Here is a 22,344-nt window from a genome sequence, read left to right as displayed (position 1 = left end):
AGTTGAGGGGGGAGGACTTAGGGTGCGGCCCGTGCGGGATCACATGGCTGTGGTGGTTCAGGGCGGCGGCGGGTCGGCGCGGCGGGACGTGTTCGCGCGGGCGCTGTGGGTGTGCGCCGAGGTGATCACGACGGTGGGCGTGGTGGTGGCGCTCCTGGTGGTGCACCAGGTGTGGTGGACCAACCGGCAGGCCGCGGCCGCGGCGCGCGAGCAGGTCAGGGCCTTGGAGAGGGAGTGGGTCGGCTCCCCTGCCGGGCCCGTTGAGGGAACCTCCGGCGTCCTGCCTTCCGACGTCCCGTCCGCTCCTTCTGGCGACGTGGAGCATGCCGCATCGCCGTCACCCTCGCGGTCGCCCGCGGCCCCCGCCCCCGCGTCGGCACCGTCCCGGCCGGCTCGGGATCAGGCGTACGCCGTCCTGCGCATCCCCCGGCTCGGCCTCGTCGTCCCCGTCGCGCAGGGGGTCGACAAGCGGGCCGTGCTCGACAAGGGGTACGCCGGGCAGTACCCCGGGACCGCCGGGCCCGGGGCGCAGGGGAACTTCGCGCTGGCGGGGCACCGCAATACGCATGGGGAGCCCTTCCGGTACATCAACCGGCTGCGGGGCGGGGACGAGCTGATCGTCGATGTGCAGGGGCGGCGCTACACGTACGTGGTCGGGAAGATCTTGAACGAGACGACCGAGCGCGACACCGGGGTGATCGCGCCCGTGCCGCGCAGCGTGGTGAAGCCGGACCAGGGGTACAGCGAGCCCGGCGCGTACATCACGCTCACCACCTGCACGCCCGAGTACACCTCCAAGTACCGGCTGGTGGTGTGGGGGACTCTCAAGCCCTGACCCCGCCCCCGTTCCGTTGTCAGTGGGCCCGGTTAGGATCGATCGCAAGTAGCGGATCTCGTACGGAGGTTCGTGCGCGGGAGTGGAAGGGGGAGGTCCGTATGGCTCGGCGCTTCCTCCTGTTCGTCTCCCGGGCCACCCGGGCTACCCCGGCCTCCCGGACCACCCAGGCCTCCCAGGCCTCCCAGGCCTCCCAGGCCTCCCCGGCCTCCCCGGCCTCCCTGGCCTCGTGGGTGGCGGCCCTGCTGCTGCCCGTGCTGGTGCTGCTCGGGGGAGTCCTCGGGCTGTTCGCCGGCGAGGGGGGTGGGCTGGGAGCGGTCGTTGTCGCTCTTGCCGCCACCGTCGCCGTGGGCGCCGAGGCCCTGGCCGCCGTCGCGCGGCTGGTGCGGCCCGTGCCGCCGCACCGAATACGCACCGCGATCCGTGATCGCGAGCAGCGCACGGCGTTCCTGCCGCAGCGCGATCCCGACGCTTCGGGCCGGTCGCGGCCCAGGGCGCCCGGCCGTCTCGTCCCGACGGCCGCGTAGGGGCGCGCAGTACCTCACGCCTTCTGCTGACTGATCACTGTTGTCGCCCCTCGCGGGTCGTCACGCCGAAACGCATCTCTTTCGACGTTCGACGAGACCCTTCGGAGGGCCCGCGTGTCCGTTTTCACCCATCTTGTTGTTGAGCTGGGCCGGCTGCTGGAGCCGGTACTGGCCGAGTCCGCGACCGCTGCCGCGATCGTGCTGTTCACCGTGCTCGTACGGCTCGCCCTGCACCCGCTGAGCCGGGCCGCCTTCCGTGGGGCGACCCCGGTGGCGGGGTGCCTGCCGGTGCTGTTGCAACTGCCGGTGTTCTTCCTGGTGTACCAGGCCTTCTCCTCGGCGGACGAGCTGCTGGCGCACCGGCTGTTCGCCGCGCCGCTCGGGGCCCGGTGGGTCGAGGCGCTGGGGCAGGGCGGCCTGTTCGGAGCGCAGGGGCTGGTGTTCCTCGGGTTGTTCGCGGCGATCGGGGTGGTGGCCGCGTGGAGTGCGGTACGGGGGCGCCGGGCCGCTGCGCTGGCGGCTGCCTCGGCCCCGGTGGTGCCCGCCGGGCGGGGCAAGGCCAAGGCCAAGGCCGGCGCCGGGGTCGCGGCGGAGGTGAGTGCCGAGCAGCAGGAGGTCATGCGCAAGCTGGGCGGCGTACTGCCCCTGCTGTCCTTCGGGACGCTGATCACCGCCGCCGTGGTGCCGCTGGCCGCCGGGCTCTACCTGCTGACGACCACCGCGTGGTCGGTGGCGGAGCGCGCCTGGCTCCAGCACCGGGCGGCGACCGCCGGAGCGGTGCGTTCCAGTCCGTGAACAGGGTCTTGCGGATTGGTCGGGCATCTTGGAGGATCGACCAATCCTCCGATGGCCGCAACCCATCGGCCGGCCCGTGGCACGCCCATGGGCCGACCACCCACGACCACGGGAGAATGCCCATGAAGCTGCTGCGTGTCGGACCCGTCGGGTCGGAGCGCCCCGCGCTGCTCGACCAGGACGGGACCCTGCGTGACCTGTCCGGCCTGATCACGGATGTGGACGGGGCTTTCCTCGCCGACGACTCCGTACTCTCCCGGGTAAGGGAAGCGGTGGAAGCGGGCGAGCTTCCGGTCCTGGACGCCGAAGGGCAGCGGATCGGAGCGCCGGTCGGCCGCATAGGCAAGATCGTGGGCATCGGACTGAACTACTTCGGGCACGCGGCCGAGATCGGCGCCGAGCCCCCGGCCGAGCCGATCCTGTTCCTGAAGGCCGCGGACACCGTGGTCGGCCCGGACGACACCGTGCTGATCCCGCGCGGCAGCGTGAAGACCGACTGGGAGGCCGAGCTCGGCGTCGTCGTCGGCAGCACCGCCCGCTACCTGGCCTCCGCCGAGGAGGGCCTCGCGCACGTCGGCGGGTACCTGCTGGTCAACGACGTCTCGGAGCGCGAGTTCCAGATCGAGCGCGGCGGCACCTGGGACAAGGGCAAGAACTGTGAGACCTTCACCCCGCTCGGCCCCTGGCTGGTCACGGCCGACGAGGTCCCGGACCCGCAGGTCCTGGACGTGAAGCTGTGGGTCAACGGCGAGCTCAAGCAGGACGGCAACACCGCGGACCAGATCTTCCCGGTCGGCGAGGTCGTGCGGTACCTGAGCCAGTTCATGACCCTGTACCCGGGCGATGTCATCGTCACCGGTACACCGGCCGGCGTGGCCATGGGCCAGCCGGAGCCGAAGCCGTACCTGCGGGCCGGTGACGTCGTGGAGCTGGAGATCGAGGGCCTGGGCCGCCAGCGCCAGGAGTTCAAGAGCGCCTAGCAGCCGGAGCATGCGCGAGGGGCGGGGCCGCCGGTGGCAGCCCCGCCCCTCGCGTACGCGCTCCCGGTCCAGGTCCTGGTCAGCCCTCGGACGAGGTGCGGCGACGGCGGTTGGTGAGCACCAGGCCAGCGCCCGCGGCGAGTGCGGCGGCGCTGCCGCCCGCGATCCAGGCGTTCTCGGAACCGGCGCCGGTGTTCGCGAGCGAGGTGGATCCGCCCGCCGGGGTCACGTTCGTGTTGCCGGTGGTCTGCGACACGGCCTGCGTGGTCCCCGTCCCGGACCCGGTGCCCGTCCCGGTGCCCGTACCCGTACCGGTGGACCCGTCCTTACCCGTCTTGTGCGCCGCGTCCTCGGCGGCCTTGTCCTTGGCGCGCGCCTCGTGCTGGCCGGTCTTCAGGAACGCGGCGCGGTCCTCGGGAGTGCCCTTGATCGCGGCGATCGCCGCCTTCTTCAGCTCCGGACCGGCGTTGTTCAGCATCGACCAGATCAGGACGCTGTTGTCCTCGTCGCGCAGCGTGTGCTGCGTGGTCTTCACGAACTCCCGCAGTTCCGCGTTGGACGGGTGGCCGTTGAGGAGCGCGTTGATGGCGGCCGTCAGGCCCGGGCCGGCGCCGTTCAGCATGCGCGCGATCTCGACGCGGTCGTCGCTCGCCCGGACCTGGTGCTGGCCGGTCTCGATGAACTGGCGCACCTGCTCCGGAGTCCCCTCGCGCAGCAGCTTCACGACGGCGTCGTGGATGCCCTTGCCCGCGCCGTTCAGCATGCGGAAGAGCTCCACCTGGTCGTCCTCGTACCGGGCCTTGTGCTGGCCCTCCTTGAGGAACGCGGTGAGCGCGGCCTGGGTTCCGGCCCGCAGGGCCTTCTCGGCCTCCCGCTTCACGGCGACGCCGCCGGCGCCGTGGATCCGGCTGACCTTCACCAAGTCGTCGTCGAACTGCTGCTCGGCCAGGACGACCTCCAGGAAGTGCCGCATCGCCTCGGCCGTTCCCTTGAGCGCCTTCTCGGCAGCCTCGCGCACGCCCGGTCCGCGCGCGGGGTCGGCCAGGATCGCCTGGATCGCGGCCCGGTCCTTCGCGGCCTGGGGGTCCTCCGCAGGCTTCTCGTCCGCGGGACCCTTCTCGTCCCCGGGGGCCTTGTCGGGCGCGGTCGGCGCACTCGGCGCCGACGGCCCGGACGGCGACGCGGCGTCAGCCGCGAAGGCGGGGGAGGCGAGCAGGACGGCCGGGGCTATCGCGGCGGCCGCCACGACCGACGCGATCCGGGGCAGCTTCACAGGCTGAGTCCATTCTTCACATGTGTGATGATCGACAACCTGTGCAGGATAGATCGTTTAGCGGGCCCGAAGTGCCGATTTTCGGGATGAAGCGGCTCGCAGGCTCACAGCTCGACGACCACCCCGTCCCGGGACGACCTGCGGGCCGCCTCCAGTACGTCGAGGCACCGCGCGGCCTCGTACGCCGTGACCGGGTTGGGCCCGCCCTCGCGCAGTGCGGCGGCCACCGCCGCGTAGTACGCCGGGTAGTCGCCCGGAGCCGTCGGAGCCGGGACCCCGCCGCCGGTCAGCGGGGACTCGCCGGCCCCGAGCCGCCCCCACAGGTGAGGGGGCTCCTCGCCCCACGGCATGTCCCCGCCCGGCCGCAGCCCCTCGCGCAGGGCGCCCTCCTGCGGGTCGAGGCCGTACTTCACGTACCCGGCCCGGGAACCCAGGACCCGGAAGCGCGGCCCGAGCTGGGCGGTGGTGGCGCTGACGTAGAGGTGGGAGCGGACCCCGTTCGCGTGCGTGATCGCGATGAAGGTGTCGTCGTCGGTCTCGGCACCCGGTCGGCGCACATCCGCCTCGGCGTAGACCCGTACCGCCGGGCCGAACAGCACCAGCGCCTGGTCGACGACGTGGCTGCCCAGGTCGTACAGCAGCCCGCCGATCTCCTCCGGGGCGCCCGACTCGCGCCAGCCGCCCTTGAGCTGCGGGCGCCAGCGCTCGAAGCGGGACTCGAAGCGCTGGATCTCGCCGAGTTCGCCGTCCGCGAGGAGGCGGCGCAGGGTGAGGAAGTCGTTGTCCCAGCGGCGGTTCTGGAAGACGGACAGGAACGTCCCCGTCCGCTCGGCGAGTTCGGCGAGCTCGCGCGCCTCGGCGGCCGTCGCGGCGAGCGGCTTGTCCACGACGACCGGGATCCCGGCGGTGAGGGCGGCCGTCGCGAGCGGGACGTGGGTCTTGTTGGGGGAGGCGATCACCACGAGGCCGAGGGCGTCCGCGCCGCCCGCGCGCGTCCACAGCTCATCGGGGGAGGCGGCGATCCTGACGTCGGGGAACTCGGCGCGGGCCTGGGCCTGCCGGCCCGGGTCGGAGGTGACGACCGTGTCGAGGACGAGGCCCTCGGTGGCCGCCACGAGGGGGGCGTGGAAGACGGAACCGGCGAGTCCGTAGCCGACGAGGCCGACGCGGAGCGGGGTGGCGGGGGCGGTGGCGTTCATGGACACCACTTTGGCAACAGTGTTGTCGAAGTGCAAGGAACGTGGACAATGGGCGGGTGAACAGGGGCACCAGGGGCAATGGGGACGGCGGTCGCGGCGGTGTGAACCTGCCGGCGTTGCGCGGGTACAACGAGGCGCTGCTGCTGGATCTGCTGCGCGGCGCCGGACCGGCGGGCCTGGGTCGCACCGAACTCGCCACCCGTACGGGGCTCACCCCGCAGGCCGTCAGCAAGATCATGGCGCGGCTGGGCGGGGAGGGGCTGGTCGCGGAGGCCGGGCGCGCCGCGTCCACCGGCGGCAAGCCGCGCACCCTGCTCCGGCTGGTGCCCCAGGCGCGGCACGCCGTCGGGGTGCACGTGGACCGCGACGAGCTCCGGGCGGTACGGGTGGACCTGGCGGGCTCGGTCGTCGCCGAGAGCCGTGGACCGCTGGACTTCGGGGCCGGTCCGGACGTGGTGGTGGAGGCGGTCGTACGGGCGCTCGCGCGGGTCCGCGACCCGGCCGGGCCGCCGCTCCTGGGCGTCGGGGTGGCCGCGCCGGGGCCGCTGGATCACCGGGCCGGGGTGATGGGGCGGGTGACGGGGTTCCCGGAATGGGAGGGCTTCCCGTTGCGGGAGGTGCTGGTGGGGCGGCTGGGGGTGCCGGTGGTGCTGGACAAGGACACGAATGCCGGGGCGGCCGGGGCCGCCGGGGCTGCGGGTGCGGGTGGGGGAGTCGGTGGCGAGGCCGCCCGGGCCTCGGTGTACCTGCACGTCGGCACCGGGCTCGGTGCGGGGCTGCGGCTGGGGGGCGAGGTCTACCGGGGGGCGCGGTCCGGGGCGGGGGAGTTCGGGCATCAGGTGCTTCAGCTGGACGGGCCGGCGTGCCGGTGCGGGGCGCGGGGGTGTGCGGAGGTGCTGTGCCTGGGCGCGGTGGATCGCGGGGATCTGGCCGGGGCGGCGCGGATTCTGGGCGAGGGGGCGGCGAATCTGGTTGCGCTGCTGGATGTGGACCGGGTGCTGCTGGGTGGCCGGGTGGTGGCCGCCGCGCCGGAGGTTTTCGTGGACGGGGTCCGGGCGGTGCTCGTGGCTCGGGCGTTGACTTCGGAGCCGCCGGTGGTGGGCCTTGCCGAGGCGGGTGTGGCCGAGGGGGCGGCGGAGCTCGTCCTTGCCCCGTTCTTCGGGTGGGCGGGGTGAACGGGGGCGGCGCCGTTGCCGGAGCCCCGCCCCGGACCCCGCGCCTCAAGCGTCGGCGGGGCTGGTTCGTGTCCGGTGGGGCTGGGTGTGGCGGGGCTGGTTGGGTCGGTGCGGCTGAGGGACCTGGGGCTCCGCCCCAGACCCCGCGCCTCAAACGCCGGCGGGGCCGGTTCGTGCCCGGCGGGGCTGTATTGGCCACGGCAGGGGGCCGGCGGTCAGGGCCCGGCTTGACCTAGTGCGCCGTTCGGGCGTAAACCGGAGCGACTCAGGCGTGGTGCGCGGCCAGGGGTCGCGCGTGCGTGGGACGGTGCGGGCAGGCCGGGGTGATTGTCACCTCGTCCGACCATCGTCCCGTCCGGCGAGCAGCGAAGGTCTTCCATGCGACTGCGCAAAGCCCTTGCCCTCACCGCCGTACTCTCCGCCGCCCTGGTCGCCACCGCCGCACCCACCGCCGGAGCGGACGTCGGCACCGGCGGCGGGGCGCGCCCCGCCCCCGCCCTGCCCTCCCGTGCGAAGGCCACCTGCGGAGACGGGAAGAGCACCGCCTTCCCGATCGGGGCCCGGATCCGCGGCGGCCCGGCCGTGTACCGCACCGGCGGCGGGCCGCAGACCTGGTACCTGGACCTGACCAACACCACGAACTCCGAGTGCAAGGCCATCCACCCCGTCGTCGTCTTCACCGACAAGGCCCGCGCCCTGCGCCCCGCCCACCTGCGGATGGAGTTCGACGCCCCGGGCGGCACCCTCCCCGTCAGTCTGGAGCGGTCCGACCGCGACGAGATCATCGCCGTCTTCGACGGCGGCGACGCCTTCCCCGGCTTCACCGTCGCCGCCGGCGGATCGCTGACCGTCAAGGTCGCCCTCGCCTTCGCGCCCGACGCCCCCACCGGCGAGGTCGTCGCCGACGCCGCGCTCGTCCAGCGCAAGGGCGACGATGGCGACTGGATCGGCGAGGCCGGCGGCTACCGGTTCTCCGTCGAGGGCCCGGAGGACCCGGTCGAAGCGGGCTCCCTCGCGCACACCGGCCCCCGCGACTGGGTGTACGGGGCCGGGGCCGGCGCCGCCCTCATCGTCGGCGGCGGACTCCTGATCGGTGCCCGGCGGCTGCGGACACCCTCGCGCTGATCTCCGTACATCCGCCCCGCATAGAGTCCCAGCGTGGAAGAACAGACCCAGCCCCACCGCCCCGGCTCGCCCGTCCGCTCCGGCATTCCCGAGCACGGCCGCATCCCCAAGTACTACGTCGTCAAGGCCCGGATCGCCGAGCTCCTCGACGAGCTCGGCGAGGGCGGATCGCTGCCCACCGAGCGCGATCTCGCCGAGCGGTACGAGGTGTCCCGCGAGACCGTCCGCCAAGCCCTGCGCGAGCTGCTGCTGGAAGGTCGGCTGCGTCGCTCCGGCCGCGGGACCGTCGTCGCCGGCCCGAAGCTGGAGCAGCCGCTGTCCCTCGCCAGCTATACGGAAGGCGTACGGCGCCAGGGGCGCAGGCCCGGCCGAAACCTCATCGGACTGGAGCAGTTCCCCTGCCCGCCCGACGTCGCCCCCGGCATCGGCGCCGAACCCGGCGAGCCCATCTGGCACCTGGAGCGCGTCCTGCTGGCCGACGACGAGCGCGTCGGCCTGGAGAGCACCTACATCCGGGTGGCCCGCGCCCCCCGCCTGGACAGCGATTTCCAGCCCGACTCCTCCTTCTACGGGTATCTCCGCGACAGCCTCGGCATCTCCTTCGGCGACGCCGACGAGAAGCTGGAGACGGTCCTCGCGACGCCCCGCGAAGCGCTGCTGATCGGCACTCCGCCCGCCCTCCCCATGCTCCTCATCCACCGCTTCTCGCGGGACCAGGACGGCCGGCCGCTGGAGCGGGTGCGTTCGCTCTACCGTGGCGACCGGTTCAGCTTCACGACCCGCCTGCGGCCCGAATAGCCCGGAGCCAACCCACCTGTACCCGGCATAAAGGGACGTATTCGCATCACAGGAAGGTAACGGGTCTAGTCCAAGCGTCGAGGGCTGTTCACCGGGGCGTTGCCGGGCCGATCCTCCCGGGTCACGGGGCGCACCCACCGTTGACGGCGTGAGAGTCATAGTCGTCGGAGGCGGCGTGGTCGGCACCATGCACGCCTGGCAAGCAGTCCAACGCGGCCACGAGGTCGTCCAGATCGAGCGAGAGGCGGAGGCCCGCGGCGCGTCACTGCGCAATTTCGGCCAGATCTGGGTCAGCGGACGGGCCGGGGGCGAGGAGCTCGACACCGCCCTGCGGGCCCGCGAGCTCTGGGAGCGCATCGGCGCGGAGGTGCCCGGCCTGGGATTCCGCGCCATCGGCTCCCTCACCCCCGTCCGCAACCCCCTTGAGTACGCGGTCGCCGAGGCGGCCGTGGCCCGTCCCGACGCCGCCGCGCGTGGCTACGAACTGGTCACCGCCGAGCAGGCGCGGAAGATCAACCCGGCCCTGCGCGGTGCCTTCGAGGCGGCCCTGTGGTGCGAGCGGGACGCGGCCGTCGAACCGCGCACCGCCCAGCTCCACCTGCGCGAGGCGCTCCGGGCGACCGGCCGCTACACCTTCCTCCCCGGCCGCGAGGTCCGCGAGGTGGTCGGCCCCGGCGCCGTCCGCGACGACCACGGCGACGTCCACCTCGGTGACGCGGTGGTCCTGGCCACCGGGGCCTGGCTGTCCGGCCTGGTCCGCGAGCTGGCCCCGGAACTGCCCGTGCGCCGCGTCCGGCTGCAGATGATGCAGACCGCACCGCTCGGCGAGCCGCTGACCACCTCCGTCGCGGACACCGACAGCTTCCGCTACTACCCCGCCTACAAGTCCGCCGCCCTCGACGAACTCAACGCCGGGCAGGCCCAGTCACCGGTCGCCGCCGCCCACAAGATGCAGCTGCTGATGGTCCAGCGCCAGGACGGCGGACTGACCATCGGCGACACCCACGAGTACGAGCACCCCTTCGCGTTCGACACCCTCGAAGAGCCCTACGAGCACCTCACCGGGGTCGTGGAGTCCTTCCTGGGCCGCCCGCTGCCGAAGATCCGGCACCGCTGGGCGGGCGTGTACGCGCAGTGCACCGACACCAGCCGCGTCGTCCACCGCCAGCAGGTGGCCGACGGCGTCTGGCTGGTGACCGGAATCGGCGGCCGCGGCATGACCTGCTCGCCCGCCGTGGCCGAGACCACCGCGAACGAACTGGGCTGGTAAGTCAGATGACCCGAGACACCGACGCCACCACCGATATCGACGCCAACACCGATACCGACGCCACCACCAACACCGACACCGACACCCACACCGGCGCGACCGGGAGCAGCGGCAAGAACCTGATCGTCCTCGACATGGCCGGCACCACAGTCGCCGACGGCGGCCTCGTCGAGCGCGCCTTCGAGCGCGCCGCCGAGCACCTCGGCGTCGAGCCCGGCAGCGCCGACCAGACCGCCAAGCTCCAGTACGTCCGCGACACCATGGGCGAGTCGAAGATCTCCGTCTTCCGCCACCTCTTCGGCACGGAGGAGCTCGCCCAGCGTGCCAACTCCGCCTTCGAGCAGGCGTACGGGGACCTCGTCGACGGCGGCCTCATCGCCCCGGTCCCCGCCGCCCGCGACACCATCGAGAAGCTCCGCGCCGACGGCCACACCGTCGTCCTGACCACCGGCTTCGCCCGCGTCACCCAGGACGCCATCCTCGACGCCCTGGGCTGGCAGGACCTCGCCGACCTCACCCTCTGCCCCGCCGACGCGGGCGGCCGCGGCCGGCCCTACCCGGACATGGTGCTGGCCGCGTTCCTGCGCACCGGCGCCGTGGCCGACGTACGCGGGATCGTCGTCGCGGGCGACACGGCGTACGACATGCTCAGCGGCGTCCGCGCCGGAGCCGGGATCGTGGCGGGCGTCCTCACCGGCGCCCACGACCGCGCGGCGCTGGCGGAGCACGGCGCGACCCACGTCCTCGGCTCCGTCGCCGAACTCCCCGCGCTCCTGGCCCGGGAGTCCGGCACGTGAGCGGCATCCGCTTCGACTCGGTCTCCGTCGCCTACGGCGGCACCACCGTCCTGGACTCCCTCGACCTGACCGTCGAGCCCGGCGAGGTGATGGCCCTGCTCGGCCCCTCCGGCTCGGGCAAGACCACGGCGCTGCGCGCGGTCGCCGGTTTCGTACGGCCCGTCGCGGGCCGGGTGCTGATCGGGGGCCGGGACGTCACCGCGCTCCCGCCGCACAAGCGCGGCATCGGCATGGTCGTCCAGCAGTACGCGCTCTTCCCGCACATGCGGGTCGAGGCCAATGTCGCGTTCGGCCTCAAGGCCCAGAAGGCGCCCAAGGCCGAGATCCCCGGCCGCGTCGCCGAGGCCCTGGAGCTGACCGGCATGGCGGCCTACGCGAAGCGCTACCCGCGCGAGCTGTCGGGCGGCCAGCAGCAGCGCGTGGCCATCGCCCGCGCCCTCGCCATCCGCCCCGGGGTGCTGCTGCTGGACGAGCCGCTGTCGGCGCTCGACGCGCAGCTGCGCTCCGGGATGCTCGCCGAACTGGCCCGGCTGCACCGCGAACTGCCCGACGTCTCCATCCTGTACGTCACCCACGACCAGGTCGAGGCGCTCACCCTGGCCGACCGGATCGCCGTCATGGACAAGGCCCGGCTCCAGGACTGCGGCACCCCGCAGGAGCTGTACCGGGCCCCGCGCACCGAGTTCACCGCGTCGTTCGTCGGCAACGCGAACCTGCTGCCGGTGACCGTCGCCGAGGCCGGGGCGGTCTTCGAGGGCCGACCGCTGGCCCTCGACCGCGGCCGCGCGGCGCCGGGCTCCACCGCCACGCTGTGCGTACGGCCGCACCTGCTCGGCCTCGGGGACGGCCCCAACGCGCTGAACGGCCGGATCGCCGAGGTCCAGTGGCGGGGCTCCACGCACCGGCTGTACGTGGACATCGGCGGCCACCGCGTCAAGGCGGACCTCCCGGAGCTGAGGGAGACTCCGGCCCTCGGCGACCGTGTGACCCTCCACTTCGAACCGCGCGACGCCGTTCTGCTGGCCGCGGGGGTCTCGGATGCCTGACGCCACGCGCCGAGCCATGTCCGTCCCTGCTCAGGGGACCCCCTCCGGGGAGGCTCGGGGCTCCGCCCCGGACCCCGCGCCTCAAACGCCGGCGGGGCTGGAAGGCGCTCCCGCTGCCGCGCCAGCCCCGTCGGGGGAGGCTCGGGGCTCCGCCCCGGACGCCGCGCCTCAATCGCCGGCGGGGCTGGAAGGCGCTCCCGCTGCCGCGCCAGCCCCGTCGGGGGAGGCTCGGGGCTCTGCCCCGGACGCCGCGCCTCAATCGCCGGCGGGGCCGGATGGTGCACCCGCCGCCGCCCCGCACCCGGGGTCCGCGGCGGAGCCCCACCAGGCGGGGTCCGGGGGGCGCCAGGGAGGCGGCATCCCGCAGGGGACCGGCCGAGCCGCCCCGCAGGGGACCGGCACCCCCCGTCGCCGAGCCGCCCCGCAGGGGATCCGGCTGCCGCGCAGCGTATGGGCCCTGCCGCCGCTGCTCGTGCTCGGGCTCGTCTTCCTCTATCCGCTCGCGCTGGTCGTCCAGCAGTCCCTCACCCCCGAGAACGGCGGCGGGGCCTTCGACGCCTACGCGCGGGTCTTCGCGTCGCACGCCTTCCGCGAAGCGCTCGGCACCACCGTCTGGCTGGCCGTCGGCGCCACCGTCGGCTGCCTGGTCCTCGGCTTCGTGCTCGCGCTGGTCATCGCCTTCGTGCCCTTCCCCGGGTCCCGCGGCGTCGCGAAGTTCATCGACGTGTTCCTCTCCTTCCCCTCCTTCCTCATCACCCTCGCCCTGCTCTTCATCTACGGCACCGTCGGCATGGCAAACGGCGCCTGGACCGGCCTGACCGGCGCCGCCGACGGGCCCTTCCACTTCCTCACGACCCCCTGGGGCGTCCTCCTCGCGGAGATCACGTACTTCACCCCCTTCGTGATGCGCCCCCTGCTCGCCGCCTTCTCCCAGCTGGACACCGCCCAGCTGGAGGTCGCCGCCGGCCTCGGCGCCCGGCCCGCCCGGATCGTCCGGCAGGTGATCCTCCCCGAGGCGCTGCCGGCCCTCGCCGCCGGCGGCAGCCTCGTCCTCGTCATGTGCCTCAACGAGTTCGGGATCGTCCTGTTCACCGGAGCCAAGGACGTCACGACGCTCCCGATGCTCATCTACGGCAAGGCGATCCTCGAAGCCGACTACGCGGCCGCCTGCGTGGTCGCCGTCGTCAACATCGCGATCTCCGTCGGCCTGTTCGGCCTCTACCGGGTGGTGGGCAAGCGTGCTGGTGCATAGCAAGACCGGCCGCTGGGCCGCCTGGAGCCTATTCGGTCTCCTCTTCCTGCCCCTGTTCGCGCTGCCCCTGCTCGTGGTGGTCGCGGCCTCCTTCTCCACCCACTGGTCCGGCGCCTTCCCCTCCGGTCCGACGACCGGGAACTACGCCTCCGCCGTGCGGGGCGAATCCCTCCAGGCCCTGACCACCAGCCTGGTCACCGCCCTGGTCGCCAGCCTGCTCGCGCTCACCGTGGGCACCTGGGCCGCGCTGGCCGCGGCCGGCTTGCGGAAGCGCGGAAAGCGGACCCTGGACGCGCTGTTCATGCTGCCCGTCGCCGTGCCGTCCGTGGTCGTCGGCCTCGCCGTGCTCGTCGCCTTCAGCCGACCGCCGCTGCTCCTCAACGGCACCAGCTCCATCGTCATCCTGGCGCACACGATTCTTGTCACGGCGTTCGCCTACCAGTCGGTCGCGGCCGCCATCGTTCGTCTCGACCCCGCGTACGAACAGGCGGCGGCCTCCCTCGGCGCCCGCCCCGCGTACGTGCTGTGGCGGGTCAAGCTCCCCCTCCTGCTGCCGTCCCTCACCGCGGCGGCCGGGCTCTGCTTCGCCCTGTCCATGGGCGAGCTGAGCGCCACGATGATGCTCTACCCGCCGGACTGGATGCCCCTCCCGGTCCGGATCTTCACCGCCACCGACCGCGGTTCGCTCTTCAGCGGGTCCGCCGTCGCCGTGGTCCTGATGGCCACCACCCTGCTGGTCCTGCTGGCCGTCTCCCGCGTCCGCACCAAAGCCTCGTACCGCTGAACCCCGCCGGTACATCGCTGAACCCCCGCTGATCCCCTGCTGACTCCCTTTCCCCGTAAGGAAGTTCCATGCCCGGCAAGCTCGCGCTCCGCACCGCCGCCGCCGTCACCGGCAGCCTCGCCCTCGCCGTCTCGCTCACCGCCTGCGGCGGCTCCTCCGCCACCGACTCCAAGGACGGCGGCGAGAAGGTCGTCACCGTCTACAGCGCCGACGGCCTCAAGAGCGACAAGGGCGACGGCTGGTACGACAAGGTCTTCGCCGACTTCACCAAGAAGACCGGCATCGAGGTCAAGTACGTGGAGGGCGGATCGGGCGAGATGGTGCAGCGCGCCGTCCGCGAGAAGACCAACACCCAGGCCGACGTACTGATCACCCTCCCGCCCTTCATCCAGCAGGCCGACGGCAAGGGTCTCCTCCAGGCCTACAAGCCGCAGGGCTCCGACAAGGTCAACGGCGCCAACAAGGCGGCCGACGGCAAGTGGACCTCGGTCGTCAACAACTACTTCGGCTTCGTCTACAACAAGAAGGAGCTCGCCGAGGCCCCCAAGACCTGGGAGGAGCTGCTGGACGCCAAGTACAAGGGCAAGCTGCAGTACTCGACGCCCGGCGTCGCGGGCGACGGCACCGCCGTCCTCATCAAGTCGATGCACGACTTCGGCGGCAAGGAGCCGGCGATGGAGTACCTGAAGAAGCTCCAGGCCAACAACGTCGGCCCGTCCTCCTCCACCAGCAAGCTGGCGCCGAAGACCGACAAGGGCGAGCTGCTCGTCGCCAACGGCGACGTCCAGATGAACTTCGCCCAGTCCAAGTCCATGCCGAACCTGGGCATCTGGTTCCCGGCCAAGGACGGCGGCAAGCCCACCACCTTCGCCCTCCCGTACGCGGCCGGCCTCGTCGACAAGGCCCCGCACACCGAGAACGGCAAGAAGCTCCTCGACCACCTCCTCAGCGAGGAGGCCCAGCAGCTGGTCAGCGGGGTCGGCGGCGGCTTCCCGGCGCGCACCGACGTCAAGCCCACCGACGCCAACGCCGTCGAACTCACCAAGATCTTGACGGGCGTCGAGATCTTCGAGCCGGACTGGGCCGACATCGACAAGAACCTCTCCGTCTACGTCGACGCGTGGAAGTCGGCAACCGGAAGCTGATCGGTCACCCCCCGGTCACCCACGACCGGGACAGTGACGAGTGCATAACGGGTCTGGACCGAAGACGCACCTTCGGTCCGGACCTCCCCCAGACTCCGTCCGGGGGTGCCCCCGGCTCATGCCCCCGCACCTTCCGCCGCTCACTTGCTCCCAGGAGGAGTACGTGTCCACTGTCCTGCCCGGACGCCGTGTGATCGCCGTGACCGCCTCGGCCGCCGCCCTGATCTCCGCATCCGCCCTGGCCGCCACCCCGGCCGGCGCCGCCGCCACCGCCGCCGCCAACACCGACAAGGTCCTGGTCATCGGCATCGACGGCGCGGTCCTCGACCGCGTCAAGGCCGCCAACGCCCCGAACCTGAAGGGTCTGATGGCCGACGGCCTGACCGCCCGCAGCACCCTGTACGCGAACCCGATGGCCGCCACCTCGTCGGGCCCCGGCTGGTCCACCATCGCCACCGGCGTCTGGCCCGACAAGCACGGCGTGAAGGACAACTCCTTCACCGGCAAGAACTACGCGGCCCACCCGGACTTCCTGACCCGCGTCGAGAACGCCCGGCCGACGCTCAACACCTACGCGGCCGCCGACTGGGAGCCCATCACCTCCACCGACCAGAACGGCCCGATCTTCTCCGCCAAGGTCGACAAGCGGCTCTCCCTCAAGGGCGACCGCGACGGATACGGCAGCGAGGACCCGAAGATCGCCGCCGCGGCCGCCGCCGAACTGCGGAGCCAGAACCCGGACGCCGCCTTCGTCTACCTCGGCGAGATCGACCACGCCGGCCACACCTCGGGCGCCGCGAGCCAGGAGTACCTGAACACCATCGCCCGCGTCGACACGCTCATCGGCCAGCTGCTGGGCGCCGTACGGGACCGTCCGACGTACGCCCAGGAGAGCTGGAAGATCCTGGTCACCACCGACCACGGCCACACCGACGCCGGCGGCCACGGCGGCTCCACCATCCAGGAGCGCGGCACCTTCGTCATCGCCAAGGGCGCGGGCATCGGGGCCGGTTCGGTACGCGACGACGTGAAGCTCGTCGACGTGGCCGCGACCGCGCTCGCGCACCTCGGCGTCAGCGCCCCCGGCATCGACGGCGTCCCGCTGAGCACCCCCGACGACGACCCGTTCGACACCCTGCGCCCCAACCTCCAGGCGCGCGTGGACGAGACGGCCGTCCCGGCCGGGGTCAAGGGCTTCACCCACACCCCGCCCGCCGGCTGGTCCGTCGACAACTCCAAGATGGGCACGGGCGGTGTCACCGAATGGGCCGGCTGGGCCTTCGCCACCGACGAGTTCTGGAGCCAGGCCCAGCGCGACCAGTGGCGCGAGCTGAACGTCCGCTCCCGTGACGTCTTCGCCGTCGCCGACTCCGACGAGTGGGACGACAAGAGCCACACCGGCACCTTCGACTCCACCCTGATCACCCCCAAGTGGCCTGTCGTGGGAGGCACCACGCGGACCCTGACCTTCCAGACCCACTACCGCCATGAGGCCGGGCAGACCGCCCAGGTCCTCGTCTCCTACAACGGCGGTGCGCCCACCGTCGTCAAGAGCTACACCGCCGACGCGGTGGCCAGGTCCGAGGCCCTGAACCTCCAGGTCCCGGCCGGTGCGACCGACGTCCAGATCCGCTTCCGCTACAGCGGCAGCAACAACTGGTACTGGACCGTCGACAACGTGCGCCTGGGCTGATCCAGGCCCCCGGGTCCGGGCTGTGGACGCACGGAGCGTCCCCGGCCCGGCCCCGATAGGGACCAGCGTTCACGGGTCAGCGACCCAGGGCCGCTTCGCCGCCCGCCGCGGTACGGGCAAATCTAAGGCGTCGGCGCCCGTGGTGACCTTGGAATCGATCTATTTGCGCCTCAGGGGTCACAGGCCGCCAAGAGCGGAGAACAGTCCATTGACCTCGCCTCCCCGCGCTGAAGCGCGGGGATTCTCCGTCCGTCCCGGGCTCGCGTGAGCGGCCGTGGACCACGGTGTTTCCTGGTTCCTCCCAACGAATGTCGGGGTTGTGCGCGCTGCCTGGCTGCTGCCGGGTCTTACGTGCGCTCCGCAGGCGTTTACTCGCGCCGTTGCCGGCGTGAGGCCCCCGGTCCGGGGGTGGGTGGACCCGGACGACCAAGAGATACTGCCCTGACCTGCGATTTATCGCCCTTCGTAAGGCGATGGAGACCAGCCGGTCACCAACAGGGAAGGCCCTCTCACGGTACTGGGAGGGCCTTCTCTGTTATCTACAGGGAAGATCAGATGCGGTCGACGAGATCCGCGATCGAGTCAACGACCGTGGTCGGCCGGTACGGGTAGCGGTCGATGTCGCCCCGGCCTGTCAGCCCCGTGAGGACGAGGAAGGTCTCCATGCCGGCTTCCAGCCCGGCAAGAACGTCCGTGTCCATACGGTCGCCGATCATGGCCGAGGTCTCCGAGTGTGCCCCGATGGCATTCAGGCCGGTGCGCATCATCAGCGGGTTGGGCTTGCCGACGAAGTACGGGTCCTTCCCCGTCGCCTTCGTAATGAGCGCGGCCACCGCGCCGGTGGCCGGAAGCGCCCCCTCGGCGGACGGGCCGGTCTCGTCGGGGTTCGTGGCGATAAAACGGGCGCCCGCGTTGATCAGGCGGACAGCCTTCGTCATCGCCTCGAAGGAGTAGGTTCGCGTTTCACCCAAGATCACGAAGTCGGGCTCGTGGTCGGTGAGGATGTAGCCGATGTCGTGCAGCGCGGTGGTCAGACCGGCCTCGCCGATGACGTAGGCGGTGCCGCCCGGAGCCTGATCGTGCAGGAACTGAGCCGTGGCCAGGGCCGAAGTCCAGATGTTCTCTTCCGGCACTTCCAGGCCGATGCGCGTCAGCCGGGCGTGCAGGTCCCGCGCGGTGTAGATCGAGTTGTTGGTCAGCACCAGGAAGGGCTTACCCGACTCGCGCAGCCGCTTGATGAAGGCGTCGGCACCGGGGATGGGCACGCCCTCGTGCATGAGCACGCCGTCCATGTCGGTGAGCCACGATTCGATGGGCTTGCGCTCTGCCATGGGTACGGACTCCTGCCGTTAAGGGGTAACTCGTGAGTCGATCATTTCACGCTGAACAGGCAGTCGGACTTGGGGACTATCCACCTCTTGATGATTGATAGGCGCGTCCGATAGGTGGACAGGGGTACTCGTTGGTAGGGCATAGCGGTGTGGCTCACTTCCGTGCTCGGGCAACCAGCGCCCACGTCATCTTGAGCACGGCTACTTCGCCGGCAAGCCCAACCCGCTGATGATGCGCACCGGCCTCAATGCCATCGGCGCGCACTCGGAGAGCAGCGCGATGATCGGCGACCTGCCCGGCCGGTCAGGCCGGACAGGTCCTCAACGCGTACGACTGACACGTACGGCGCCGCTCCGGATGCGGAGCGCCGGGCCGCGCGTGAATCTCGTTGTTGAGGAGGTTCACCATGCGCAGTGTCCAGATCGCTCTCCGTGTCGCCGGGGTGGCCGTCGCCCTGACGGCGTTCTCCGCGGTGGCCGCGCCCACCGCCCTCGCGGGCGAGGAGGACCGCGGCGACCGCGGCGGCAGCGTCTCGGTCGATCCGAACCCGGCCGCCCCGGGCGCGCAGGTCAAGCTGCGCGTCAACGGCTGTGACGGCACCAAGGGCTCGGCCAAGTCGGCCGTCTTCACGTCGGACGTCGAGCTGTACGGCCGCGACGGCGGCCGCAGCCCGCTCTACGGCGAGGCGATGATCAGCTCCCACGCCTCGCCCGGCTCGCACTCCGTCCGCGTGACCTGCGACGGCCACGACAAGGTGACCGGCTCCATCGAGATTTCGCACCGCCACCAGCCGTCCCACCACGCCTCGCCGGTCTGGCCGGTCCACGCGGGCGGCGGCGGCATGTCCGCCGAAATCGCGGAGTCGTCCCGGCTGGCCGCGGCGGCGAAGAAGGACCACGGGGACGACGGGCCGAGCCTGCCGCACACGCTGATCGGCGCCATCCTGGCCGCCGCCGCCACCCTGGCCGTCGCGGGCCGGGCGCTGACCCTGCGCCGCCGCCGCAGTGGCGACTGAGCGAGTGGCGACCGGGCGGGCGGTGACCCGGCGAGCGGCGACCGGGCGAGCCCCGGATGAGTGAGGGCAAGGCTTCCGGCGGCGGCCGGCTGCTGACCTTCGCCGCCTGGTCGGTGCTGGTGTTGGGCCTGTGGCTGTGGGGCCGCCAGATCACCGGGGTCCCGGCCCCGCTCACCGGCCAGGCCGGCGGGGCGGTCGGCCCCGGGCTGCCCGCCGCGCACGCACCCCTGACCGCCGTCCTGCCCCAGCGCGTCGACGTGCCCTCCATAGGCATCCAGGCCCCGGTGATATCCAGGGGCCTGGACGCGGACGGGGCGATCGAGCCGCCCCCGTACGACAGCCCGGGCACGGTGGGCTGGTGGGGCAACGGAGTCCGGCCGGGCGCCGCCGGGGCCGCGCTGATGGTCGGGCACGTGGACACGAAGTCCAAGCCGGCGGTGTTCTACGGCCTGAGCTCCGCGCAGCCGGGTGACAAGGTGCGGGTGGTGCGGGCGGACGGTTCGGTCGCCGAGTTCACCATCGAGGACGTACGGGTCTACGAGCGCGCGGGCTTCGACCCGCACAAGGCGTACGGCCAGCGGGTCAAGGGCCGGGCGGAGCTGCGGCTGGTGACCTGCGGGGGCTCCTACGACAAGGCGGTCAAGGAGTACACGGCGAACGTGGTGGTCTCCGCCTACCTGACGGGCGCGGGAGTCCGGCCGGGCACGGCGGCGTAGCCGGCGGGGCGCCTCCGTACGGGCGAAAACACAGCCGGAGCGAAGCGGGAACGAAGCGGGAAACGAAGAAGCCCCTCGCAGCTTTCGCTGCGAGGGGCTTCTTCCGTCTGTGCGCCGCCAGGGACTCGAACCCCGGACCCGCTGATTAAGAGTCAGCTGCTCTAACCAACTGAGCTAGCGGCGCTTGCTGACAGGGAAAACTCTACCCCACCTCTGCGGGTGCGCGTGACCAGCCACGCCCACCTTGTCCGATTAACCCATGTTTGGCGGGTTTATCGTGCACGATATGTCTGCGCCGTGCCGAATCTGATGCCCCGCCAGATGCGGTTCCGGCTGACCAGTGGACGAGCAGGGGAGTGGACGGAACCGCATGACGATGCAGCCTCCGACGCATGTGCCGATGCCGATGCCCGTTTTCCAGGAGTACGAGCCCGCGGGTGACTGCGCGTGCCGGGGCTGCGCCCAGCGCCGCCGTACCCTCGCCCGCGCGCGGGCCATACCGCTGCGGGACGGGGGCCACCCCGCCGCCCGCGGGGCCCGCCGGGCGCTGGTCCTCGCCACCGCCGCCGGAGTGGTCCTGGGCGGTGGCGGCGGAGCCGCGGTCGCGGTGGCCACCCCGGCCCCCGGGCCCGTGGCCCTGGACGACCCCGGCTCCCCGCAGGGCGGCCGGACCCCACTGCACGGGCCGAAGGGCGGGCCGGTCGGCAAGCCCGGGGCACCCGCCGGTGTGAAGCGGATCGACCGGACGACGATCATCAACCGGGCGAAGCTGTGGCTGGACGCGAAGGTTCCGTACAGCATGTCCGAGTACTGGACGGACGGCTACCGGCAGGACTGCTCGGGCTTCGTCTCCATGGTCTGGAACCTCGGTACGAACGAGTGGACCGGCAGCCTCGACAAGTTCGCCACCAAGATCGCCAAGGACGACCTCCTGCCGGGAGACATGCTGCTCTTCCACAACCCGGCGGACCCCAACAACGGCTCGCACGTGGTCATCTTCGGCGGCTGGGTCGACGACACGCGCACGAGCTACATCGCCTACGAGCAGACGCGGCCCACGACGCGGAAGCTGGCCACGCCCTACGGCTACTGGGCCAACGCGACGAAGTACCTGCCCTACCGGTTCACCGGGGTCACGGGCGGGATCCTGCCGGAGGATCCGGTGCCGGGCCCGAAGCCCGGGGACTCGACGGTGTTCCCGGGCGCGGCGAAGTTCGGCCCGGGCGCGACGAACGACCACGTGGCCCAGCTGGGCCGGATGCTGATCGAGCGCGGCGCGTACCGCTTCTACCCGAAGGGGGCCGGCCGCACCTGGTCGGACGCCGACCGGCTGGCCACGCAGGCCTTCCAGCGCGCCCAGGGCTGGACGGGTGCCGACGCGGACGGCGTCCCGGGTGCGGACACCTGGCGCCTGCTGGTCGAGCGCCAGGGCAAGGACATCCCGCCGACGGTGGACGCCGCGCCCGGACCGGGCGGCGTACGGGCCTACCCGGGGGCCTCGGTGTTCCGTCCGGGGAAGTCGCACGCGGCCATCGCGGCCCTTGGCCGCCAACTGGTCAAGAAGGGCTTCGGCAAGTACTACCCATCCGGTCCGGGGCCCCGCTGGGGCGAGGCGGACCGCCGCAACGTCGAGGCCTTCCAGCGCGCGCAGGGCTGGCGCGGCGCCTCGGCCAACGGTTACCCGGACCCGGAAACCTGGCGCCGGCTGTTCGCATGACGGAGGCAAGCATGTACCCCACGCGCACCACTTCGACCACGGGCACCCTCCGAGTACCATCGGTGGCCGCCCAGGCCGCCCCGGCCGCCCCCGCGGCGCCGACGGGACCGGCGTACGAGCCCGAGCAGCGGGCCCCGGCCCCGGCGTGGGGCGTCGCCGCGCCCCGTGACGCGGTCGAGCCGAGTGCACCGCCGGTGCTGGTGGGCGCCGGCGTCGCGGCGCAGCCGGAACCGGTGGCCGCGGCCGAGACCTCGACGGGCTGGGCCTTCGTGCCGGCGGTCCGCACGGTGGAGGCGGCCGTACCGCCGCTGCCGCAGGCGCTCGACGTACCGGCGGCCCGGGCCCAGGCCGAGCCCGAACCGGCACACGCGGGCCTGGACATCCCGCACCCGCAGCACGGGGCGGCCCACGCCGGGGTGGCGACCCTGCGCCTGCGAATCGCCGAAGCCGAGTCCGCCGCGGCGCGTCCGCAGGGCCCCGGCCCGGAGCGGGCGCCGGAGGCGAGGGCTGCCCAGGCCGCTGCGGCGCGTCCGCAGGGTCCCGGCCGGGAGTGGGTGCCGCAGCTCGCCGAGCCGGAGGCCGTCGGCGTAGCCGTGCCTGAGCCCGAGCCTCCGAGGGCGGAGGCTGCCCGGGCCTCCGCGGACCCGCGCTTGCGGCTCGCCGAAGCCGAGTCCGCTGCGGCGCGTCCGCAGGGTCCCGGCCCGGAGCGGGCGCCGGAGGCGAGGGCTGCCCAGGCCGCTGCGGCGCGTCCGCAGGGTCCCGGCCGGGAGTGGGCGCCGCAGCTCGCCGAGCCGGAGGCCGTCGGCGTAGCCGTGCCTGAGCCCGAGCCTCCGAGGGCGGAGGCTGCCCGGGCCTCCGCGGACCCGCGCT

General features: G+C 72.7%; 20 protein-coding genes, 1 tRNA gene and 2 pseudogenes. 19 read left to right on the top strand and 4 right to left on the bottom strand.

Annotation, left to right across the window (positions count from 1 at the left end):
• Nucleotides 1-43: 43 nt before the first annotated feature.
• From ACGFYQ_RS26200 to ACGFYQ_RS26185, 4 genes are all read left to right on the top strand, one after another.
• Nucleotides 44-835 (top strand): class E sortase, encoded by a 792-nt coding sequence (locus tag ACGFYQ_RS26200; RefSeq protein ID WP_393747850.1) that lies wholly within the window; start codon nt 44-46, stop codon nt 833-835.
• A gap of 101 nt (nt 836-936) precedes the next feature.
• Nucleotides 937-1,362, top strand: a complete 426-nt coding sequence (locus ACGFYQ_RS26195) for a DUF6412 domain-containing protein (RefSeq protein WP_393747848.1) — start codon at nt 937-939, stop codon at nt 1,360-1,362.
• A gap of 114 nt (nt 1,363-1,476) precedes the next feature.
• Nucleotides 1,477-2,157, top strand: a complete 681-nt coding sequence (locus tag ACGFYQ_RS26190; protein WP_393747846.1) for a YidC/Oxa1 family membrane protein insertase — start codon at nt 1,477-1,479, stop codon at nt 2,155-2,157.
• 122 nt (nt 2,158-2,279) lie between these two features.
• The gene (locus tag ACGFYQ_RS26185) at nt 2,280-3,137 is read left to right on the top strand and encodes a fumarylacetoacetate hydrolase family protein (RefSeq protein WP_393747844.1); all 858 of its coding nucleotides are present in this window, start codon (nt 2,280-2,282) and stop codon (nt 3,135-3,137) included.
• Nucleotides 3,138-3,216: 79 nt separating this feature from the next.
• On the opposite strand, the gene ACGFYQ_RS26180 is transcribed toward ACGFYQ_RS26185, so the two are convergent.
• Complete coding sequence (locus ACGFYQ_RS26180; protein WP_393747842.1) at nt 3,217-4,410, bottom strand: ALF repeat-containing protein; 1,194 nt, start codon at nt 4,408-4,410, stop codon at nt 3,217-3,219.
• A gap of 104 nt (nt 4,411-4,514) precedes the next feature.
• Nucleotides 4,515-5,609: a Gfo/Idh/MocA family oxidoreductase gene (locus ACGFYQ_RS26175; RefSeq protein ID WP_393747840.1), complete on the bottom strand. Its 1,095-nt coding sequence runs from the start codon at nt 5,607-5,609 to the stop codon at nt 4,515-4,517.
• Between the two features lie 56 nt (nt 5,610-5,665).
• On the opposite strand from ACGFYQ_RS26175, the gene ACGFYQ_RS26170 reads away from it, so the two are divergent.
• The 10 genes from ACGFYQ_RS26170 to ACGFYQ_RS26125 all read left to right on the top strand — a co-directional run bounded on the left by ACGFYQ_RS26170 (nt 5,666) and on the right by ACGFYQ_RS26125 (nt 16,694).
• Complete coding sequence (locus tag ACGFYQ_RS26170) at nt 5,666-6,784, top strand: ROK family protein (RefSeq protein WP_393747838.1); 1,119 nt, start codon at nt 5,666-5,668, stop codon at nt 6,782-6,784.
• 378 nt (nt 6,785-7,162) lie between these two features.
• Nucleotides 7,163-7,909: a hypothetical protein gene (locus tag ACGFYQ_RS26165; protein ID WP_393747836.1), complete on the top strand. Its 747-nt coding sequence runs from the start codon at nt 7,163-7,165 to the stop codon at nt 7,907-7,909.
• 33 nt (nt 7,910-7,942) lie between these two features.
• On the top strand, nt 7,943-8,707 hold the full coding sequence (locus tag ACGFYQ_RS26160) for a GntR family transcriptional regulator (RefSeq protein WP_393747834.1): 765 nt from the start codon (nt 7,943-7,945) through the stop codon (nt 8,705-8,707).
• Nucleotides 8,708-8,855: 148 nt separating this feature from the next.
• Nucleotides 8,856-9,977 (top strand): TIGR03364 family FAD-dependent oxidoreductase, encoded by a 1,122-nt coding sequence (locus ACGFYQ_RS26155; RefSeq protein ID WP_393747832.1) that lies wholly within the window; start codon nt 8,856-8,858, stop codon nt 9,975-9,977.
• A 134-nt stretch (nt 9,978-10,111) separates the two neighbouring features.
• The gene (locus tag ACGFYQ_RS26150) at nt 10,112-10,774 is read left to right on the top strand and encodes an HAD family hydrolase (RefSeq protein ID WP_393748098.1); all 663 of its coding nucleotides are present in this window, start codon (nt 10,112-10,114) and stop codon (nt 10,772-10,774) included.
• The gene (locus ACGFYQ_RS26145; RefSeq protein ID WP_393747830.1) at nt 10,771-11,820 is read left to right on the top strand and encodes an ABC transporter ATP-binding protein; all 1,050 of its coding nucleotides are present in this window, start codon (nt 10,771-10,773) and stop codon (nt 11,818-11,820) included. Before ACGFYQ_RS26150 ends, ACGFYQ_RS26145 begins: the two co-directional genes overlap by 4 nt.
• Nucleotides 11,821-12,292: 472 nt before the next feature.
• Nucleotides 12,293-13,072 (top strand): 2-aminoethylphosphonate ABC transporter permease subunit, encoded by a 780-nt coding sequence (locus tag ACGFYQ_RS26140; protein WP_393747828.1) that lies wholly within the window; start codon nt 12,293-12,295, stop codon nt 13,070-13,072.
• Nucleotides 13,059-13,856 carry an ABC transporter permease gene (locus tag ACGFYQ_RS26135; RefSeq protein WP_393747826.1) on the top strand — a complete coding sequence of 266 codons (798 nt, stop codon included), beginning with the start codon at nt 13,059-13,061 and terminating at the stop codon, nt 13,854-13,856. Before ACGFYQ_RS26140 ends, ACGFYQ_RS26135 begins: the two co-directional genes overlap by 14 nt.
• A 68-nt stretch (nt 13,857-13,924) precedes the next feature.
• Nucleotides 13,925-15,001 carry a 2-aminoethylphosphonate ABC transporter substrate-binding protein gene (locus tag ACGFYQ_RS26130; RefSeq protein ID WP_393747824.1) on the top strand — a complete coding sequence of 359 codons (1,077 nt, stop codon included), beginning with the start codon at nt 13,925-13,927 and terminating at the stop codon, nt 14,999-15,001.
• 163 nt (nt 15,002-15,164) lie between these two features.
• Nucleotides 15,165-16,694: an alkaline phosphatase family protein gene (locus ACGFYQ_RS26125; RefSeq protein WP_393747822.1), complete on the top strand. Its 1,530-nt coding sequence runs from the start codon at nt 15,165-15,167 to the stop codon at nt 16,692-16,694.
• Nucleotides 16,695-17,245: 551 nt separating this feature from the next.
• Here the strand turns inward: ACGFYQ_RS26125 and ACGFYQ_RS26120 are convergent.
• Nucleotides 17,246-18,025, bottom strand: coding sequence for an HAD-IIA family hydrolase (locus ACGFYQ_RS26120; RefSeq protein ID WP_393747820.1), 780 nt, complete (start codon nt 18,023-18,025; stop codon nt 17,246-17,248).
• Between the two features lie 202 nt (nt 18,026-18,227).
• Here ACGFYQ_RS26120 and ACGFYQ_RS26115 point away from each other — a divergent pair.
• From ACGFYQ_RS26115 to ACGFYQ_RS26105, 3 genes and pseudogenes are all read left to right on the top strand, one after another.
• A pseudogene (locus ACGFYQ_RS26115) lies at nt 18,228-18,317 on the top strand (HAD hydrolase-like protein); the annotation flags it as partial.
• A gap of 115 nt (nt 18,318-18,432) precedes the next feature.
• Entirely contained in the window at nt 18,433-19,041 is a 609-nt protein-coding gene (locus ACGFYQ_RS26110) for a hypothetical protein (RefSeq protein WP_393747818.1), read from the top strand.
• A 56-nt stretch (nt 19,042-19,097) separates the two neighbouring features.
• Entirely contained in the window at nt 19,098-19,757 is a 660-nt protein-coding gene (locus ACGFYQ_RS26105) for a class F sortase (protein WP_393747816.1), read from the top strand.
• A 110-nt stretch (nt 19,758-19,867) separates the two neighbouring features.
• Here the strand turns inward: ACGFYQ_RS26105 and ACGFYQ_RS26100 are convergent.
• A tRNA-Lys gene (locus ACGFYQ_RS26100) sits at nt 19,868-19,941 on the bottom strand.
• Between the two features lie 216 nt (nt 19,942-20,157).
• Between ACGFYQ_RS26100 and ACGFYQ_RS26095 the strand changes: the two genes are divergently transcribed.
• Together ACGFYQ_RS26095 and ACGFYQ_RS26090 are read left to right on the top strand one after the other, a co-directional pair.
• Nucleotides 20,158-21,474, top strand: a complete 1,317-nt coding sequence (locus ACGFYQ_RS26095; RefSeq protein ID WP_393748096.1) for a peptidoglycan-binding protein — start codon at nt 20,158-20,160, stop codon at nt 21,472-21,474.
• Nucleotides 21,475-21,485: 11 nt separating this feature from the next.
• Nucleotides 21,486-22,344 (top strand): annotated as a pseudogene (locus tag ACGFYQ_RS26090) (hypothetical protein); the annotation flags it as partial.

The organism is Streptomyces sp. NPDC048258, assembly GCF_043201995.1.
In the GTDB taxonomy this organism is placed as follows: domain Bacteria; phylum Actinomycetota; class Actinomycetes; order Streptomycetales; family Streptomycetaceae; genus Streptomyces.
The sequence above is the reverse complement of the archived record's forward strand: the minus strand, read 5'-3'. Positions and strand labels throughout refer to the sequence as shown.